At 43.0% G+C, this 18,511-nt stretch carries 15 protein-coding genes; 2 read left to right on the plus strand and 13 right to left on the minus strand.

The window, feature by feature from the left end; translation table 11 throughout:
* Nucleotides 1-115: 115 nt before the first annotated feature.
* The 5 genes from EGC80_RS19305 to EGC80_RS19325 all read right to left on the minus strand — a co-directional run bounded on the left by EGC80_RS19305 (nucleotide 116) and on the right by EGC80_RS19325 (nucleotide 5,567).
* Nucleotides 116-2,359, minus strand: coding sequence for a xanthine dehydrogenase family protein molybdopterin-binding subunit (locus EGC80_RS19305; RefSeq protein ID WP_124011799.1), 2,244 nt, complete (start codon nucleotides 2,357-2,359; stop codon nucleotides 116-118).
* Between the two features lie 2 nt (nucleotides 2,360-2,361).
* A complete protein-coding gene (locus tag EGC80_RS19310) occupies nucleotides 2,362-2,814 on the minus strand; it encodes a (2Fe-2S)-binding protein (protein WP_101032158.1) in 453 nt (150 codons plus the stop codon).
* A 331-nt stretch (nucleotides 2,815-3,145) separates the two neighbouring features.
* The gene (locus tag EGC80_RS19315; RefSeq protein ID WP_124011800.1) at nucleotides 3,146-3,751 is read right to left on the minus strand and encodes a nucleotidyltransferase family protein; all 606 of its coding nucleotides are present in this window, start codon (nucleotides 3,749-3,751) and stop codon (nucleotides 3,146-3,148) included.
* 28 nt (nucleotides 3,752-3,779) lie between these two features.
* Nucleotides 3,780-4,799 carry an XdhC family protein gene (locus tag EGC80_RS19320; RefSeq protein ID WP_124011801.1) on the minus strand — a complete coding sequence of 340 codons (1,020 nt, stop codon included), beginning with the start codon at nucleotides 4,797-4,799 and terminating at the stop codon, nucleotides 3,780-3,782.
* A gap of 123 nt (nucleotides 4,800-4,922) precedes the next feature.
* The gene (locus EGC80_RS19325) at nucleotides 4,923-5,567 is read right to left on the minus strand and encodes an MBL fold metallo-hydrolase (RefSeq protein ID WP_124011802.1); all 645 of its coding nucleotides are present in this window, start codon (nucleotides 5,565-5,567) and stop codon (nucleotides 4,923-4,925) included.
* A gap of 269 nt (nucleotides 5,568-5,836) precedes the next feature.
* On the opposite strand from EGC80_RS19325, the gene EGC80_RS19330 reads away from it, so the two are divergent.
* On the plus strand, nucleotides 5,837-7,126 hold the full coding sequence (locus EGC80_RS19330) for an alpha/beta fold hydrolase (protein ID WP_124011803.1): 1,290 nt from the start codon (nucleotides 5,837-5,839) through the stop codon (nucleotides 7,124-7,126).
* 118 nt (nucleotides 7,127-7,244) lie between these two features.
* Here the strand turns inward: EGC80_RS19330 and EGC80_RS19335 are convergent, their stop codons facing one another.
* The 5 genes from EGC80_RS19335 to EGC80_RS19355 all read right to left on the minus strand — a co-directional run bounded on the left by EGC80_RS19335 (nucleotide 7,245) and on the right by EGC80_RS19355 (nucleotide 11,894).
* Nucleotides 7,245-7,901, minus strand: a complete 657-nt coding sequence (locus EGC80_RS19335) for a nitroreductase family protein (RefSeq protein ID WP_101032163.1) — start codon at nucleotides 7,899-7,901, stop codon at nucleotides 7,245-7,247.
* 240 nt (nucleotides 7,902-8,141) lie between these two features.
* Nucleotides 8,142-8,774, minus strand: coding sequence for a thioredoxin family protein (locus EGC80_RS19340; RefSeq protein WP_233768549.1), 633 nt, complete (start codon nucleotides 8,772-8,774; stop codon nucleotides 8,142-8,144).
* A 132-nt stretch (nucleotides 8,775-8,906) separates the two neighbouring features.
* Entirely contained in the window at nucleotides 8,907-10,376 is a 1,470-nt protein-coding gene (locus EGC80_RS19345) for an ATP-binding cassette domain-containing protein (protein WP_124011805.1), read from the minus strand.
* 138 nt (nucleotides 10,377-10,514) lie between these two features.
* Nucleotides 10,515-10,805 carry a putative quinol monooxygenase gene (locus EGC80_RS19350; RefSeq protein WP_124011806.1) on the minus strand — a complete coding sequence of 97 codons (291 nt, stop codon included), beginning with the start codon at nucleotides 10,803-10,805 and terminating at the stop codon, nucleotides 10,515-10,517.
* A gap of 63 nt (nucleotides 10,806-10,868) precedes the next feature.
* Nucleotides 10,869-11,894: a zinc-binding alcohol dehydrogenase family protein gene (locus EGC80_RS19355; protein WP_124011807.1), complete on the minus strand. Its 1,026-nt coding sequence runs from the start codon at nucleotides 11,892-11,894 to the stop codon at nucleotides 10,869-10,871.
* Between the two features lie 122 nt (nucleotides 11,895-12,016).
* Between EGC80_RS19355 and EGC80_RS19360 the strand changes: the two genes are divergently transcribed.
* Nucleotides 12,017-12,952, plus strand: a complete 936-nt coding sequence (locus tag EGC80_RS19360; protein ID WP_124012129.1) for a LysR family transcriptional regulator — start codon at nucleotides 12,017-12,019, stop codon at nucleotides 12,950-12,952.
* Nucleotides 12,953-13,565: 613 nt separating this feature from the next.
* On the opposite strand, the gene EGC80_RS19365 is transcribed toward EGC80_RS19360, so the two are convergent.
* From EGC80_RS19365 to EGC80_RS19375, 3 genes are all read right to left on the minus strand, one after another.
* A complete protein-coding gene (locus tag EGC80_RS19365) occupies nucleotides 13,566-15,542 on the minus strand; it encodes a DNA topoisomerase III (RefSeq protein WP_124011808.1) in 1,977 nt (658 codons plus the stop codon).
* 822 nt (nucleotides 15,543-16,364) lie between these two features.
* Nucleotides 16,365-17,879 (minus strand): amidophosphoribosyltransferase, encoded by a 1,515-nt coding sequence (gene purF / locus EGC80_RS19370; protein WP_101032172.1) that lies wholly within the window; start codon nucleotides 17,877-17,879, stop codon nucleotides 16,365-16,367.
* 33 nt (nucleotides 17,880-17,912) lie between these two features.
* Nucleotides 17,913-18,401 carry a CvpA family protein gene (locus EGC80_RS19375; RefSeq protein ID WP_101032173.1) on the minus strand — a complete coding sequence of 163 codons (489 nt, stop codon included), beginning with the start codon at nucleotides 18,399-18,401 and terminating at the stop codon, nucleotides 17,913-17,915.
* Between the last annotated feature and the right edge of the window lie 110 nt (nucleotides 18,402-18,511).

Genomic DNA, 18,511 nt, shown 5'->3' on the forward strand with positions numbered 1-18,511 from the left:
AACTATTGTTGCCCCAACATAATAATAATGCCCAAGTGCGAACATACTTGGGCATAGGCTAATATATTATCGGCTTAAGATGGGTAAACTTAAATACCATAGCTCAGGTAAATGGCTACACCGATAAATGTTTATTAAGCGGTAAATCGCGATATCTTACTCCCGTGGCAGCAAAAATGGCATTGGTTAAACTCGGTGCCACTGGCGGCACCCCTGGTTCGCCAACACCAGCAGGTTTTGCCGTAGACTCGATTATATAAGTCTCAATATCTGGACATTGCGGTAAACGTAATAACGGATAGTCATGAAAATTAGATTGTTCAACTTTGCCATCTTTAAAGGTTATTTCGCCCATGGTCGCTAAGCTTAATCCAAAAATGATAGCGCCTTCTAGTTGTGATTTCACCCGATCTGGATTTATCACTCTACCGGCATCAATCACCGCTATGGAGTTCAATACTTTAAGCTGTTTATCCACCACTTCAACTAAAGTTGCGACCGCAACATAACTGACAAAACTGCGATGAACAGCCATACCCCAACCTTGATTTTTAGCCGCTTTCGGCGCATCAGCCATTACCGCTTCTAACTTATCCAACACAGTATGATAACGACCCACGTCCACCGGGTGATCAGCTAACTCTTCACCGTAATTTCCATAGGTGAAATTTTGATTTTCAAACGCTTCTAGCCTAGCGTCACCCAATAAATCACGCCACATTTGCACACAGGGTTTATTGGCATTTACCGCTATTTCGTCGACAAAACTACCAATACCAAAAGCATGTTGAATATTGCAGACTGATCGCATCCAACCAATTCGTGTGTGCGCCGGTGCTTTAACCGCTTCAAGTTGAATATGTTTAAGGGCTAGCGGCACATCACTAAAGCCTAAATCCAGTTCGCCAGCTGAAGGATATTCAACCCCTTCAGCAAATGTTGAGCTGATTGACGGAAAGCCAGTACGCGCTAACAATGCGGTTGGCATCTTATTGCTGTCGAGTGAGACTTGGTACATTTGCGCACTGATCGCATGGTAATAGCCATTTTGAATTTCGTCTTCACGGCTCCAACATACTTTGACTGGTTTATTGAGCTTTTGCGATAAAATTGCCGCTTCAACACTAAAATCAGGCTTAGATTTACGCCCAAAGCCACCGCCCAATAACGTCACGTTAACAGTAACTTGATCTTCTTTAAGCCCGAGTGCGCCGGCTACATGTTGCTGAGTACTTTGTGGTGTTTGACTCGAGGCCCACAACTCGCAACCATCAGCAGTCACACTCGCCGTTGCCACTGGCGGCTCCATCATTGCATGGGCTAAATACGGTACGGTGTAAACGGCCTTAACCGTTGATGCTTGTGGCCAATCAGTGACTGACTCACCTAATTGGCGCATCACTTTACCCGGCAGGTTAACGCGCTCAACCAAACCTTGCAGGTAGGTGTCTGAATTATGGCTATCATTAATCGATTTAGACCAGGTGATGACTAATGCTTTACGCGCTTCAATCGCACTCCAGCTGTTAGTTGCAATCACAGCAACACCGCCTAAAGCCTGAAATAATGGCGCCCCTTTAGGTACAGGCAAGGTAATAATATCGACTACACCGGCTATCTTACGGGCTTTAGTCTCATCAACGCTAACCACATCACTGCCCAACACTGGCGGACGAGTGATACTGGCATATAACATTCCATCGAGTTTAATGTCATAACCGTATATTGCTTTGCCTGTTAGCATCGCATCCATGTCGACAATGGTGTGCGATTGACCAATATGGGTAAATTCACTTTCAGGCTTGAGCACCACCGAATCTAATTCTGGCATCGGTAATGTCGACGCCGTGATCGCTAACTCGCCGTAATTAAGGCTTTTGTTACTGCCCCTATGATGGACTTTATGCGCCTTAGCGTACACCTCGGTCACCGGAACTTGCCACACTTGAGCCGCGGCTTGTTCGAGCATGGTTCTAGCCGTTGCGCCCATTTGGCGCATACGATGATAGTGCTTACGAATACTGCGGCTACCATCAGTGTTTTGGCTGCCATAGCGTTTATCTGCTAAGCCTTGAACCACGACAACATTGTCCCAATCAGCCTCCAATTCGTCGGCTAAAATTTGCGGTATGCCAGTTCGGATCCCTTGTCCCATCTCAGAGCGATGACAAGTCAAGTACACCTTATTGTCTTCACCAATGGCGACAAACAAGTTCATCAGCGCTTGCTTATCTTGAGCTAAGGCCATTGGACTCCAGCCTAAACCCGTGGCCCCTAATGCGAGTCCGCCACCGACCGCGCCAAATAACTTTAATACGTTACGGCGGCTAATATTTTCAATCGCTTTGAATGTGGTCATGATCACGCCTCCGAAGCCGATTGAATCGCAGCTTTTATCCGTGGATAAGTGCCACAACGACAGATATTGCCCGACATCGCATCAGCAATTTGGGTTTCAGTGGGTTTAGGCGTGGTGGTTAATAATGCTGCGGCAGACATTAATTGTCCCGCCTGACAATAGCCACATTGCGGTACATTATGTTCTAACCAAGCTTGCTTTAGCTTTTCAGCCTCAAGACCTTCAATAGTGGTCACCTGCTTGCCTTGTACTTGCTTTAAGCTGGTTAAACAGCCGCGCATCGGGCTGCCGTCAACATGAATAGTGCATGCACCACATAGCCCAGCTCCACAACCAAATTTTGTCCCAGTCAGGCCAAGGATGTCACGCAATGCCCATAGCACAGGCATATTAGGGTCGGCATCAAGGGTAAAATCCTTTCCATTTACCATCAATTTTTGTGTTGGGGTTGTCATAATCACTCCTTAATTAGGGTCTATTGATCTTTTGTGGTTAACGTTTGTTCGACACAAACAGGCTAGCTCTTTTTGTGAATGTATGATGCGCCCAATGCTTAGAGACAAAGTCTCTAAGCTGGCTAATACCTTGCAACAAAGACCCATGTTTACATAACATGTTTACAAATCGTGTTTACAAAATAAGTGCAGCCGTTTAGCCGGATCTTTCAGGGTACATTGGTTGCTTATTTCTACTTCGTAATCGTTTGTGCAGCTAAAATAACGACCCGCTATTCGCTCTGACTTGGATAACATCGCCACAAACGGCTACAAGATTCATCTTAAAAGATCAGCCGGCACTGTCCAACCAACGTGCTAAGTCAGCCGGTGTATCAATATCAAATTGGGCTTGTTCCATATGAATAATATTCAAGCTATTATTTTTATCATGCTGTTTTAAAATACTTTTTGCACCTTTATCGCCATCAATCGACAACAGAGCATTAATATCCTTAGCTAAAAAGATAGCTGGAACGCCGACACTGTGCCGGTAAAAAGCACTGCTGGTTAAGTTATTGTGCCTATATGCTTGGATCAATTGCAGATAATCATCGCCTTGCAGTGCGACTTGGTCGGCTAACACAATTAACAACGCATCCGCCTGTTGGCTTTGAGCATAGCGCGCGGCGAGTTTCACCGAACTGGACAAACCTAATTGCCAATCATGGTTGATAAGTCGATGATGCTTGGCGGTAATAGCTAACACTTCATCTGTTTGATGCGCACCTAACATCACCACCGCTGGGGCAATGCCCGCTGTTTGGGTGACGTGATCGAGTGTTTGCAGGCAATATGCGAGTAAGCTTTGTTCACCTTGCACTTTGGCGACAATTTTAGCGCCGTTAAAACGACTACTTGCACCCGCGGCTAAGATCACCGTAATAATTTTTGGCATTATCAATGGCGCATTCTCTAGGTTGTTATTACAGCATTACCGTATCAAGACTGGTTAACTTACTTTGATAAAGCACGCCATGGCATTGGGATAAGATACTCAGTCCAACCGAACCAGACAGCTCGCCACCTAGCGCTAACCCTGCTGGCGCCGAAAAATAGCCACTAAAGTCGTCAACCGTTAACTCAGCCATGTTCAACACTTTGTCACGACGATGAGTTGGACCTAATAACGAAATATAAGCCAACGGTATGGTTTGGAGTACCTGTAATGTTTTAGCATCGATTTGTAAATTATGACTCATCACAAAAGCGGCATCTAAACTGGCCAAAAGTGTTTTTGACACTGCTGCCGTCGGTTTTTTAATAATCTGACATCCTGGGAAATCATAAGTACGCGCATAGGCGGTACGTTCATCAAACACACTGACTTTCCAGCCTAGTGTTTGCGCCATTTGTGTAATCGGTTGTGCATCTAAACCGCCACCAAAAATACCAATATGTACTGGCGGTCTAAGCGGAATATGCAACACAGAGCTAGCTTGATCGATCACGGTGCGGGTTTTACTATTGAGAGTGATCGACGCAGGTCGCTCAGCATCTTGCTCAACAAAGTGACCTGCCAATTGTTGGGCCGGCGTACCATCCGCCACGATATCAAGTTGATATTCACCTGCATCACCACGCATTAAAGCGTCATGAACACGAACTAAACCAAGATAATTGTTCGATTTATTTAACGACACCATCATAATATTAACGATACCACCACAACCCAGCTGATAACTGGTATCAGACTCATCGGTTGCGTCATAGGTTAACTGAATAACTTGCTGGGTTTGAATTGCACGCTGGGCGTGACGACGTAGATCCGCTTCAAGGCATCCACCACTTAACATCCCCAAGCTTTTACCCATTGGATGAAATAGCATTATGGCGCCAGGTTTACGGTAAGAAGAGCCTTGCACTTGAGTAAGAACGGCGACTACCCAGTCTTCTTGATAAGAAGGTAACCAGGTATCGAGTAAATCAACGAGGTGTTGAACCATTTGAACTGTCCATCATAGGTAAACGCAGTCTATTAAGCTAACAGACTCGCTATACAATGCAAAGAATCAATGGTTTCAACTTATTAATAAATAACCTCAATGATCTGATTACATAACAAATTATTAATCAAATAACTGATCGGCAACAAAAGGGTTATGTTGTCGTTCATCGGCAAACGTCGACATGGGTCCATGGCCAGGAATAAAACTCACATTATCCCCTAATGGCCACAATTTGGTGGTAATAGAGTGAAGTAAGTCCTGATGGTTAGATTGCGGAAAATCAGTACGACCAATAGAGCCTCGAAAAAGCACATCCCCCACCCATGCTAAGTTAGCGGTCTTGTTATAAAAAATGATGTGTCCAGGGGTATGCCCGGGGCAATGCAATACTTGTAAATGCTGCTCACCGACACTCACGTCATCATTTTCATTAAGATATTGGGTGGGTTTAAAGGCTTCAACACGCGGAAAACCAAAGTTCTGACTTTGTTTCACTAAATTTTCTAACCAAAATTTATCGTCAATGTGCGGACCTACGATCGGGATCGCTAATCTTTCTGCTAATGCCGCTGCGCCGCCAACATGATCAATATGACCATGGGTTAATAATATTTTTTCAACACTCAAGCCTAACTTGTCCACTTCAGCTAAAATTCGTTCAATGTTGCCACCCGGATCGACCACGGCAGCTTTCAAGGTTTTTTCGCACCATATGACACTACAATTTTGCTGAAAAGGCGTTACAGGGATGATTTGATATTTCATCGACAACCTCGTCCTTAATAATTATTAAGATAATTATCGGTTAATTTTATCTAGGCAGATTGGGTCTAGATAGCTATTAAACTTAATCTCCATCAAGTTACTGATTGTTAATATACAAGATGACTCATAAAATATGTGTGATTCGCATCGACATAAGCGTCTTTAATACCATACTAATTAGCTCACATTTACGGTGCGATTGTCGTCAATGACAAATCAAGATTGGATAGTATTAGTATCGCCATTAATCACCACTGAATAGGCATTTTATGCACATCGACCTTACTTTATCAGACATTATTGCCCGTAAGCACTTTTTCTCGGTGCCGTTAGACTACCAACAAAGTCCCAGTAAACAGATTACTGTTTTTGCCCGTGAAATTGTCAGTGTTGAAAATCAACATAAACAGCTGCCTTATTTGGTGTTTTTTCAAGGTGGACCGGGGTTTGGCGCCGTAAGACCGATTAGCAACAACGGCTGGATAAAACGAGCCTTAACTGAATATAGAGTGCTATTACTTGACCAGCGAGGCACAGGATTATCAAGCCCAGTCAATGCCACCAGCTTAAGTTATATGAGTGCCACAGACCAAGCTGACTATCTAAGCCATTTTCGCGCCGATAACATCATCCGCGATGCAGAATATATTCGAGCCAAACTATCACCAGACGAACCTTGGAGTATTTTAGGCCAAAGCTTTGGTGGTTTTTGTGTCCTGCATTATGTGTCTGCCGCGCCAGAAGGCCTAAAAGAGGCTTACATTACTGGCGGTATTCCTTCGCTAACCCGCCCTGCTGATGACGTTTACAAAGCGACATATCAGCGTGTTATTACCAAAAATAATGACTTTTTTAATCGTTTTAGTGACGCTCGAATGCTGGTCGATAACTTAGCAAAGCACCTATATGAAAACAAAGTGTACTTAGCTACAGGTGAGCAGTTGACGGTAGAAATGCTTCAGCTACTAGGCGTTAATATAGGCATGGAACAAGGGCCCGAAGCCGTTTACTACTTGCTTGAACAAGCTTTAATTGACACGCCTCACGGTATTGATCTCAACCCGCTATTTTTACATCAATTTAGCCAATTCCTTAGTTACAATACCAATCCTATTTTTGCCTTAATGCACGAATCTATTTATTGTCAAAATAATGCTTCATCGTGGGCAGCTCATAGAGTACGGGCCCAGTTTAATCAATTCAATTACCGTCCAGATAAACCCTTGCTGTTTACTGGTGAAATGATCTACCCCTGGATGTTTGCCCAACTCGAAGCATTGATACCATTACAAGCTGCTGCAGACTTAATCGCCGCAAAAAAAGACTGGCCAGCATTATATGATCTTGAAAAATTGGCCAATAATAAAGTCCCGGTTGCGGCCGCTATTTACAGCAACGACATGTATGTTGAAATGCAATACAGCTTAGAAACAGCCAAACAAGTCAATAACCTCAAATATTGGCTTACTTCAGAATACGAACACAACGGCATCCGCATGGATGGCGAACGCATTTTAGATAAGCTAATGAGTCTTAATCGTGGTCATTGCTTACGCTAAAAGTGCTGGCGTTAAACGTGGCTTTTCTAAAAAAATTGAAAAAAAAAGCTTAAACATTAGATGTTTAAGCCGTTTTATATTATTTTATACAAATGAATACTTGCAGCAAAACAATCAATTACAATACTTGTAATACTTGCTCTGCTGCTAAACGAGACTTAGGCAACTTGGCATTATAGTCTTCATCTGAATGGTGATAACCAAACGCTAATGCTACATCACATACATAACCGTCAAGTTCTTTGGCAAATATTTGGCCAATCATCTCACTGTCAACGCCTTCCATCGGAGTAGAGTCGATGCCAAGACGTGCTAAAGAATGCATAGTGTTACCTAAGGCTAAATAGGTTTGTGACTTAGTCCAAGCCGCATTGTTACCCGCTTCATCAGTATTTAAGTCAACAAATGCATATCCACCAAACGCAGCTTCACGATCTTCAGCCTTAGTACGACCATCTACAATGCCTTGGTCAACCACTTTGGCATAGTCTTCACGAGTATACTTAGGGTTGTAAGCAAACAATACAATATGAGATGCCGCGTTAATGTGTGGTTGATTGAACTGAAATTTATTGGCAAAGGTGTCATGCATACGTTGCTTAGCTTGATCGCTTTCAATCACGATAAATTTCCATGGTTGAGAGTTTATCGATGAAGGCGACAGTCTCATTGCCTCATAAATCACCGCTAAATCTTCTTTTGGTACGCGCTTAGTCGCATCATAGCGTTTGGCTGTATAACGTTTTTCTAAATCAGTAATAATAGCGTTGGTCATGTCAGACTCCATATGGATTTGAAACAATCATTAAAAAGGTTGGCGATTAACAACACATAAAATGGTTATTAATTAACCTGCCAAGTTAATCACAATAAAATAGTGTGATTAACAAAATAAATTTAACTTGAAAATAAATAACAAATACAATTAATTAACAATAATATTTGCGTAGAAATATTAATATCTTGTTATTGTGCTAATAAATAATTTTTCAAGGTTATGAGTTAAATAAAATCATTATCGCCATTTAATTGAGCAGCCCATACTGGCCGTTTGTTGCTTAGGCCCTTTACCAATAGCGGCAATCAGTTGCATAGCATTAAGTAGTTCGGGCTCTCGATTAGGATCATTGTGCAAACGCGCATCGTCTAAGCGGCCACGATATTGCAATTCACCAAGGTGATTAAACCCAAAAAAGTCAGGGGTGCACACTGCGCCATACTGCTTACCGACTTGTTGATCTTCATCAACTAAATACGGAAATTTAAATCCATACTGCTCAGCAAAGCGCAACATGTTCTGCGGCGAATCTGCTTCAACATGCTGATAATCATTAGACATTACCGCTAATACATTAATACCTTCGGCCATAAGCTGCTCTGTGTCCTCGGCTAAACGAGTTGCAATGGCTTTAACATAGGGACAATGATTACAAATAAACATAATCAACAAGCCCTTTTTACCTAAGTTTTCACTCATGGAAAAAACGTCACCGTTAGCATTTTTAAGCTTAAAATCAGGTGCTTGCCAGCCAAAATCACAAATGGGTGTATCGAGTAACATCGTTAACCTCATCTCGGAATAATAAACGGTTATCAAATAGTAATATTGATTAGCAATGTTGTTGAACCGCGTTAATATCGCCATCATATACGATACTTTAGCTGCCATATACAGCATAATAATTGAAACATTATCAATTATTATTTGACAATTAAACGAGAAAATAAAAACAGCCAACAATTGTCAGCTGATTAACGTTAACCTCTTAGCCATAAAGCATTAAGCTTCAGTCACCACTGTACGATAACCACCTTGGTGTTTATCGACGATAAACTCAATAAAGTGCTTAATACTATCGAGGCTATCCTCTTGATAATGTGACACATACAACAATTGACTTAAATGCCCTTTCGCAATGAGTTCAAGGGCGTTTTTAATCAATCTACGCCCCAGATAATCTAAGCCTTGATAAGGCTCGTCGAGGATCAATAAGGTGGGTTGTTTCACAATGGCGCGGGCAATGAGTAATAACCGTTGCTGGCCATACTCTAATTGTCGAAAAGCGGATTTACTCAAATGGCTCATGTGTAAAATCGCCAACCATTCTGTTGCGATGGCCACTTGTTGTTTCGACGGTTGTTGATACAAACCAATGGAGTCATAAAAGCCCGATACAATCACATCAAGTGCACTGCAATTAACCCGATACTGTAAATGTAAGGCAGATGACACCATACCGATGTGTTTTTTTATCTCCCAGATGCTCTCGCCGGAACCTCTTTTTTTACCAAAAATATCAATGTCGTTGCTGTAGCATTGAGGATGGTCGCCGAAAATAAGCCCCAGCAGAGTACTTTTACCGCAGCCATTAGGGCCTTTTACTTGCCAATGCACGCCATTATCGATACGCCAGTTAACACCCGAAAAAATCACTTTGTCGCTGTAAGCAACTCGTCCATTGTTTAACTGAAAAACCGGGTTCGCAAATAATGGCTTATGTCTGTGGCGACGAATAAGCGCCAACATATCATCGCTTTGTTGGCCCGCTTGCGCGGTTAATTGGGCGATAACAGGATGATTATCCCACTCTGACTGAGTCATTACGCTGTCTAATGTGCCATGACTAAACAGGGCAACATGCTCAATCCATTTAGGCATATCTTCTTCACGCGACACAATCACCAGCATTTGTATCGTTTGTGATAATTGCTGTAAATATTCAGTAAGAGTCTGTCTGTGCGCAACATCAAGCCCTGCATAAGGTTCGTCGAGCACTAAAAATGGCACTTGGGTTGCGACAGCACGGGCAAGCATAACTCTACGACCTTCACCCGTAGACAATTGAGTAAAAGGACTTAAGCTTAAATGAGTCAAATCTAATTGCTGCAGCAATTGATGGGTTAAACCATTGTCATGGCATTGACTAAAAATAACCCCAAATACGGTCGTTTTAGGATCGGTGTATCCCAGTGACTCACTGTCATCTTGCTCTAAAATATCTTCAAGCAATGATTGCTGTTCAAGCAATGACACTAATGCCACACAAGATGGCGCGACACCGGTAATATCGCCACTATATGTTAAGATCGGCGCATCAATTTGCCGAGTTAATAACTGGCCAAGCAACGCGCCGACATCACCTTCGGTGCTAAATACACCCCAAGATTGTTGTGGTTCAATCACCCATTGATCAATGTCGACAGTGACACTCGATGAACGGCACTGCAACTGCGTAAATCTGATTTCCATCTTGCCACTTATCCTAATCTTTAAAGCGATTCATCACTTGAGTGTCTCATAAGATGCTAAAAAAAATCGACAAAAAAGCAGAACATTCTATGTTCTGCTTTAGGATGCCACTCAATTGAATGGCCAACTCGAATACAACTAGCCGATAACGGTCATTTCATTCAAAATAAATTCATCGACAGCATCCTGGGTTGCAGCCACAAAATCGGCTAAATGCTGATTTTCCATATGCACACGCCATAATTCACGGGTCTGCCAAGTCTCATAAAACATAAAGTGGGCTGAGTTTTCATTGTCTCGGTGTAAGTCATAATTAATACACCCTTCTTCAGCGCGTGTGACTTCAATCAGCTTCAGTAATTCAGTTTTTACTAACTCAATTTTGTCCGCTTTTGCTTTAATGTTGGCTACAATCGTTAAATGTGACATGTTTATTCCTGTTCGATAATATAAGTACTTAACATTATTAAATAATACAATTAAAGGTATTAATTAAAACCCTTCTAAAACAATTTTACCAATGGCACGGCCTGCTTCTAACGCCTCATGTGCAGCACGAAGATTTGCAGCATTTATTGCGCCCATGTGCTGGCCTAACGTAGTTTGAATATAACCTTGGTCGACAAGATCGGCTACTCGGTTAAGTAAACGTCCCTGCTCATCCATATCTACTGCGTTAAACATCGAGCGAGCAAACATAAACTCCCAATGTAATGACAAACTCTTGAGTTTTAACTTAGTGATATCTAACCCTTCTGGATCATCAATCATGGCAATTTTACCAAAGGGTGCTAGCAACTGAGTGTAAGCCTCAAAATAGGCATCTGTGCTGTTTAAACTGGCCACATGGGTGACAGACCCTATGTTTAATCCATCAATTTGAGCGGGTAACGGTTTGGTGTGATCAACCACATGATCAGCGCCTAACTTTTTCACCCATTCGCTTGAACTTTCACGCGATGCTGTGGCGATAATGGTTGCACCTGTCAAGGTTTTTGCTAACTGAATAAAGATAGAACCCACACCACCCGCAGCGCCTACGACCAAAATGACTTCGTTTGATTTTTCAGTTGAATGGGGTGCTTGTTGCTTAATACATAAATGTTCAAACAGTAATTCCCAAGCCGTGATCGCCGTTAACGGTAATGCTGCGGCTTCGGCATCGGATAAACTTTTAGGTTTAATGCCCACTAAACGCTCATCCACTAATTGGTATTCAGCATTGCTACCCTGACGCGTAATATCGCCAGCATAATAAACCTGATCGCCAGGATTAAATGGGCTCACACTTTCACCTGTCGCAATCACTTCACCAACGGCGTCCCAACCGATCACTTTTACTTCACCCGCAACAGGCGCCATGTTCAAGCGGACTTTATAGTCTGCTGGGTTAACGGCGATGGCTTTTACTTTGATTAATAAATCACGGCCTATTGCGATAGGTTGAGGTAACTCGACATCAATTAACGACTCAGGGTGAGTAACGGCTAATGATTGTGTGTATCCGATGGCTTTCATAATCTGCTTCCTATAGTAAACGGTATCAATGGGATTACTTTTCAATGAAGCTATATTAGCCCTTGTTTTACTCCGCATAAACAGCATAATAATTGAAACATTATCAAATATTATTAGACAATATGTTATTAGAAGATCTGCAGGTTATTTTGAAAGTGGCTGAGTTTCGCAGCATTACCGCCGCAGCAACCAATCTTGATATGCGCACAGCAACCGCCAGCGCCGCAGTTAAACGAGTCGAAAGTTCGCTAGGTGTTGAGTTGTTCATTCGCACTACAAGGCAGCTAAGGTTATCCAATGCTGGGGAAAAATACATTCCTCAATGTGAGCAAGCACTATTAATGCTCGAACAAGCCAAACAAAATATGAAAGGCGAATTAGACATCATCGACGGGGATTTACGAATTGCATTGTCATCGGATTTGGGCCGCAATCTGGTTATGCCATGGATAGATGAGTTTATGGCCACTCACTCAAAAGTCAGTTTACGCGCCAATATTAATGACAGTAACTTGGACTTTTACCGCGACTCCGTCGATTTAGCCTTGCGCTATGGTTCGCCAAATGACGCTAATCTTTACGGGTTTAAAATCTGTAATGTCCCCAGATTATTGTGTGCATCTAAAGCTTACCTAGCAAAACATGGCATGCCAAAACACCCACAAGACCTCGCCTCCCACAATGGACTGTTATATCAACTCAATAATATTACTTACGATGTGTGGGAGTTTTATCGCGGTGATGAACAGTATAAAATCAAAATGAAAGGCAACCGAGTGTCTAACGATGGTGAACTGGTTCATCGATGGTGCGTATCGGGTAAAGGCATTGGGCTTAAATCTTGCCTTGATATATCAAGCGATTTACTCGCCGAAAACGTGGTACATATTTTACCCGAATACCAAACCAAAGCGACCGAACTCTGGCTGATATTCCCCAGTAGACAGTCTATTACTCCCGCAGCCCGATTACTGCGTGACACCTTAAAACAAAAGACCCGCAATATTTTACTGCAACTGATTGAGAAAGGCATAGTAGATAAAAGCGTGTTGAATTGATAAGCCTATCGGGGATAACAAGCGGTAACAGCAGGAAGTGCGATGAAATGCGGTGGTAAGAGATAACGAGCGATATCGAGCGATTCAGGATATTGGCCGATTCCGTCTTTTCTCAGTTATATCTCAATGAAATAAGACACATTCTTTGTCATCATCTAACAACGATATATATTTAATACCTTAAACTCACTTTTGGACAAAAGTGTATTTAAGGTATTGATTAACTCAGCTTACTTGGTATTAGTTTAGCTTGATTTATAACGTAGCTTTATTTGAACTTATTGCCTGCAGCATGCTGATGTGCAGATGATTAAGCGAGACGCCGGCTCTTGATTTTAAATCAGCATCCCTGTGGGCTTATCCAAAACATCCCTGTTTTGGATACTCGCTGACTCATCTACACCTTTAATTTAACTCTCTTCGATTTAGCCGCATTGTAATGATCAAGTTTTTTCTGTAGCGATTTTCATCGCTTGCTACCCTCTTAGCTTATGACGTTGTTTGTATAGCCTCTAGCCGCGAAGCGACCTAGCGCCTAGACTTTTGACTTAACAAAAAAGCGCAGCGTTCGCTTGTCACCGTTAGTTATCGCTTTTCACCACTTGTTACCCTCTTAGCTTTTCGCTTTAGCTTTCTTTTTATAAGGCTTTTTAAAACTGCGTTTCGGTGTGGTACTGGCGACACCTTGTAATGCTGATGGTAACTGGCTGGATGCTTGGGTTATTAAACCATCTAACTGGCTGAGTAATGGCTGCATAAACGCATCGTACTTCAGTCGTTTTTGGCTGATGGCATCAAGGCTGTTTTCCCATAATGCGGTCATGTCAGGTGTAGTTGCTGATTCTGGTAAGCTGCGGATCAAGCCAGTGCCAACCTGAGTGGCCAATATCGATTTACCTTGACGAATAAGGTATCCACGCTTAAATAATAATTCAATAATCCCAGCACGAGTTGCTTCGGTGCCTAGGCCGTCGGTTTCTTTGAGGATTTTCTTAATTTCACTATCAGTAACATAACGACTAATTCCGGTCATGGCGCCTAATAATGTGGCATCGGTAAAATGCTTCGGCGCTTGAGTCGTTTTCTCCAATAATTCACCACGCAGACAATGCAACACCTGCCCGTTAACCAATGGCGGTAGCGACTGAACGGCATCGTCGTTATCGTCTTCACTGTGAGTTGAACCAGTATTCGCTTGACTGTTATTAGCTTGATTTGCTGTGGCTGCCCGTTTAAAGAGCTGTTTCCAGCCTAAGCTTTTGTCTTGACGCGCTTTAGTGGTAAACAAGCCACCAGCAATCGTCACTTCAACTGCGGTTTCTGCATAAATATAAGCGGGATAAAACTGGGCTAAATATTGCCGCGCAACATGTTGGTACAACTTTGCCTCATTACCTGATAATGCAGCTAAGTTAGCCACTTTCTCGGTAGGCACAATGGCATGGTGAGCATCCACTTTACTGTCATCCCACGCTTTAGATTTAAGCTTGGCATTAGGTGAGTCGCAACCATCAACCAAGGCAGAAACGCCTTTGAGCACAGCATCCAATACTTTCGGTGCCAAAGTATGCTGCTCTTTAGGTAAATAGCGACTGTCTGAGCGCGGATAAGTAATCAATTTATGTTTTTCATACAAACTTTGGCAGGTATCAAGCACCTCTTTCGCCGATAGCCCAAAGCGTTTTGCGGCATCGATTTGCAGTGCTGATAAACTATAAGGTAATGGCGGGTTTTGGCGCTTATCTTTGGCTTCAAGTTTTGTCACTTCAGCGGGTTTACCATTAATGCGGGCAACCACATTTTCGGCTAAGCCTTTAGCTAATACCCGTCCATCTTCGTCCATATAGGGCTGGCAAGCCTCACTAGGCTTCCATTTAGCACTAAAACCTTGTTGCTGATCGGTCAGCAAATGCGCTAACACTTCATAAAAAGGTTTTGGGGTAAATGCAGTAATTTCTTCGTCGCGGCGTACGACTAACCCAAGCAAAGGCGTTTGTACTCGGCCAACTGATAATACCCCCTGATAACCGACCTTACGCCCTTGAATGGTATATGCGCGGGTCATGTTCATGCCATACAGCCAATCAGCACGGCTGCGGGCTAATGCAGAAGTCGATAAAGGAATAAACTCACGATTGCTGCGTAACTGCCCTAGCGCACGTTTGACCGCTTGGGGGTTTAAGTCGCTGATTAACAGCCGCTGTACCTGGTTAAGCTTGTCACCCTTTACGCCCAAATAAGAAATCACTTCATCGACCAGCAACTGCCCTTCTCTATCTGGATCGCCAGCATTAATTATCGATGATGCTTGCTTTACCAGTTTACGCAACACCGTAAGTTGACTGCGCGTTTTGGGTTTGGGCTGCAACTTCCACGTTTGCGGGACAATTGGCAAATGCTCGAGTTTCCACGACTTAAATGCATCATCGTACGCATCAGGCTCGGCTTGCTCTAATAAATGGCCAATACACCATGACACGCAATCACCATTGGCGGCAGTGATATAGCCATCACCTTTTTTATGTGGCTTTGGCAACACATCGGCAATCGCACGACCTAGACTGGGTTTTTCAGCAATATATAAAATCATAATCCACTGTTGGGGCGTTAGCGTTCAATATGACAAACCGAACTGCGCCACTTAACTGTATAAATTTACAGTATAGATTAGCGTTAAATACGCCAAGCTGCAAATATGAAATAATTAACCCCTTATCGGCGTAAATCATTACAATAAAAGCATAACAGCGAAAAGCCTAGAAGCTAGAGCGGACTGCGTCCTGCTAGATCGCTTCGCTGCTATAAAAGCATAACAGCGAAGAACCTAAACCCTAGAACGGACTGCGTCCTGCTAGTTCGCTTCGCGGCTATAAAAGCATAACAGCGAAGAACCTAGATCCTAGAACGGACTCCGTCCTGCTAGATCGCTTCGCTGCTATAACAGCATAACAGCGAAGAACCTAGACCCTAGAACGGACTGCGTCCTGCTAGATCGCTTCGCTGCTATAACAGCATAAAAGCGAAGAACCTAGACCCTAGAACGGACTGCGTCCTGCTAGTTCGCTTCGCGGCTATCAAAGCATAATAGCGAAGAACCTAGACCCAAGAGCGGACTGCGTCCTGCTAGATCGCTTCGCTGCTATAAAAGCATAACAGCAAAAAGCCTAGACCCTAGAACGGACTGCGTCCTGCTAGTTCGCTTGATATCGATCTTTATCGCTCGTCATCGCTTGTTATCGCTCTTATAGCCTCTAGCAGCGAAGCGTCCTAGTATCTAGGCATCTAGGCGCAGCGTTCGCTTGTTATCACTCTTATAGCCTCTAGCCGCGAAGCGTCCTAGCCTCTAGGCCTTAAAGCAAAAAAAACCAGCATCAATATGCTGGTTTTTTATCACTAACAAACAGTGGTTAACTTATGGATGACACTCATTGTGCATTTCTAAATTAGTGCCTATGTCCTTTGAGCGATTTGCTTTGGCATCATCGTTACGTAGTTGGGTTAAATGATCCAAGTAAGCTTGATCAACGTCATTGGTAATATAATGACCGTCGAACACTGATGTTTCAAAACGCTTAATCTCTGGATTTTCCATTCTTACTGCTTCAATTAAGTCGCTCAAGTCTTGGAAAATAATGCCATCGGCACCAATGATTTTGGCAATTTCGTCAGCATCACGACCATGAGCAATCAACTCATTAGAGGTCGGCATATCAATTCCGTACACGTTAGGAAAACGGATTTCAGGGGCTGCTGAAGCAAAATACACTTTCTTTGCCCCGGCTTCACGCGCCATTTCAATGATCTGCTCAGACGTGGTGCCACGAACGATTGAATCATCAACCAGTAATACGTTTTTACCTTTGAACTCAGTATTAATTGCGTTCAATTTACGACGTACTGATTTTTTACGTTCTTGCTGACCTGGCATGATAAACGTACGACCAATATAACGGTTTTTAACAAAACCTTGACGGTACGGTAAATCCATACAACGAGCAATTTCTAATGCGATATCGCACGATGTCTCTGGAATAGGAATAACGACATCAATGTCATGGTCTTCCCATTCTTTCTTAATTTTTTCGCCTAACTTAGCGCCCATGTTTACGCGACTGGCATACACAGAGATTTTGTCGATGCTCGAATCTGGACGAGCAAAATAAACGAATTCAAAAATACACGGAGCATAGCTTGGGTCTACAGCACATTGACGGGTAAATAACTGGCCATCAAGTGAAATATAAACAGCCTCACCAGGTGCTACGTCACGCATCACTTCAAAACCGACGGCATCCAAAGCAACACTTTCTGAAGCAACCATATACTCAGTACCAGTTGCTGTTTCATGCTTACCCAGTACCAAAGGACGAATACCAAATGGATCGCGGAACGCTACTAGGCCTTGGCCGATGATCATTGCCACTACCGCATAAGCACCACGGGTTTGCGCATGCACTTTGGCAACCGCATCAAACACTTCATCGGCACTTAAGGTTAAACTGCGCGTCTCTTGTAACTCATCGGCTAACAGGTTTAACAAGATTTCGGAGTCAGAGGTGGTGTTAACATGACGACGTTTTCTGACGAGGCTTTCCGCCAGATCAAGCGTATTGGTCAAGTTACCGTTATGCGCTAACGAAATACCAAATGGCGAGTTAACATAAAACGGTTGCGCCTCTGATGCACTCGAGCTGCCCGCGGTTGGATAACGAACATGTCCAATACCGGCATTACCTTGTAAACGCTGCATATGTTTAGGTTCAAACACATCTTTGACTAAGCCGTTTGCTTTACGTAAACGAAACGCATTCATGTCAACAGTCACAATACCTGCTGCGTCTTGACCACGATGTTGAAGCACAGTCAGCGCATCATAAATGGTCTGATTAACTGTTGATTTTCCTACTATTCCGACGATACCACACATGGGTAAGGTTCCTCACTGTAAAGTGTTTTATGATTATATTTTGGGTACAAAGCTTGAGGTATTTTCGACATAGTCAAAAAACCACTGAATAACCACGCCAAATTCAGGTACAAGTACAGAATCCTGCCACCATTTCGTGTCAGGGAATGCCGTAAAAGCATCCATAAAAAACAGTAATGCGCTAACAATTAACGCGCCACGAATGGCACCAAAACACAGGCCTAAAACACGGTCTGTGCCCGATAAGCCTGTTTTGGCCACTAACTGGCCTAACAAATAATTAACGAGTGCCCCTAGGATCAGGGTAATGATAAAAAGAATGGCAATCGCGACACCGTTTCTGACTAACTCGTCCTGCATTTGGGTTAAATGAGCAGCAAGATCAAGATAAAACTGGCTAGCAATAAAGAAAGCGGCAAACCAAACCACAAGAGACATGGCTTCTTTGGCAAATCCGCGGATCAAACTAATAATAGTTGATAACCCGATGACAATAATAATTGCGTAATCAATCCAAACCATGGAGATGGGGATCCGGTATAGGGTTCAAGACGGCGAGATTCTAACAGAGACAGAGATGTTTCTCACCTCTGATTGCACAAATTATTCTTGCGTGATTAAGAACAATCAAA

The organism is Shewanella psychromarinicola (assembly GCF_003855155.1).
Classification (GTDB): domain Bacteria; phylum Pseudomonadota; class Gammaproteobacteria; order Enterobacterales; family Shewanellaceae; genus Shewanella; species Shewanella psychromarinicola.

Excerpts from the sequence above, each read along its gene's own strand:
- EGC80_RS19305 (WP_124011799.1), bottom strand. The coding sequence starts at position 2,359 with ATGACCACATTCAAAGCGATTGAAAATATTAGCCGCCGTAACGTATTA.
- EGC80_RS19310 (WP_101032158.1), bottom strand. The coding sequence starts at position 2,814 with ATGACAACCCCAACACAAAAATTGATGGTAAATGGAAAGGATTTTACC.
- EGC80_RS19315 (WP_124011800.1), bottom strand. The coding sequence starts at position 3,751 with ATGCCAAAAATTATTACGGTGATCTTAGCCGCGGGTGCAAGTAGTCGT.
- EGC80_RS19320 (WP_124011801.1), bottom strand. The coding sequence starts at position 4,799 with ATGGTTCAACACCTCGTTGATTTACTCGATACCTGGTTACCTTCTTAT.
- EGC80_RS19325 (WP_124011802.1), bottom strand. The coding sequence starts at position 5,567 with ATGAAATATCAAATCATCCCTGTAACGCCTTTTCAGCAAAATTGTAGT.
- EGC80_RS19330 (WP_124011803.1), top strand. The coding sequence starts at position 5,837 with ATGCACATCGACCTTACTTTATCAGACATTATTGCCCGTAAGCACTTT.
- EGC80_RS19335 (WP_101032163.1), bottom strand. The coding sequence starts at position 7,901 with ATGACCAACGCTATTATTACTGATTTAGAAAAACGTTATACAGCCAAA.
- EGC80_RS19340 (WP_233768549.1), bottom strand. The coding sequence starts at position 8,774 with ATGATGGCGATATTAACGCGGTTCAACAACATTGCTAATCAATATTAC.
- EGC80_RS19345 (WP_124011805.1), bottom strand. The coding sequence starts at position 10,376 with ATGGAAATCAGATTTACGCAGTTGCAGTGCCGTTCATCGAGTGTCACT.
- EGC80_RS19350 (WP_124011806.1), bottom strand. The coding sequence starts at position 10,805 with ATGTCACATTTAACGATTGTAGCCAACATTAAAGCAAAAGCGGACAAA.
- EGC80_RS19355 (WP_124011807.1), bottom strand. The coding sequence starts at position 11,894 with ATGAAAGCCATCGGATACACACAATCATTAGCCGTTACTCACCCTGAG.
- EGC80_RS19360 (WP_124012129.1), top strand. The coding sequence starts at position 12,017 with ATGTTATTAGAAGATCTGCAGGTTATTTTGAAAGTGGCTGAGTTTCGC.
- EGC80_RS19365 (WP_124011808.1), bottom strand. The coding sequence starts at position 15,542 with ATGATTTTATATATTGCTGAAAAACCCAGTCTAGGTCGTGCGATTGCC.
- purF (WP_101032172.1), bottom strand. The coding sequence starts at position 17,879 with ATGTGTGGTATCGTCGGAATAGTAGGAAAATCAACAGTTAATCAGACC.
- EGC80_RS19375 (WP_101032173.1), bottom strand. The coding sequence starts at position 18,401 with ATGGTTTGGATTGATTACGCAATTATTATTGTCATCGGGTTATCAACT.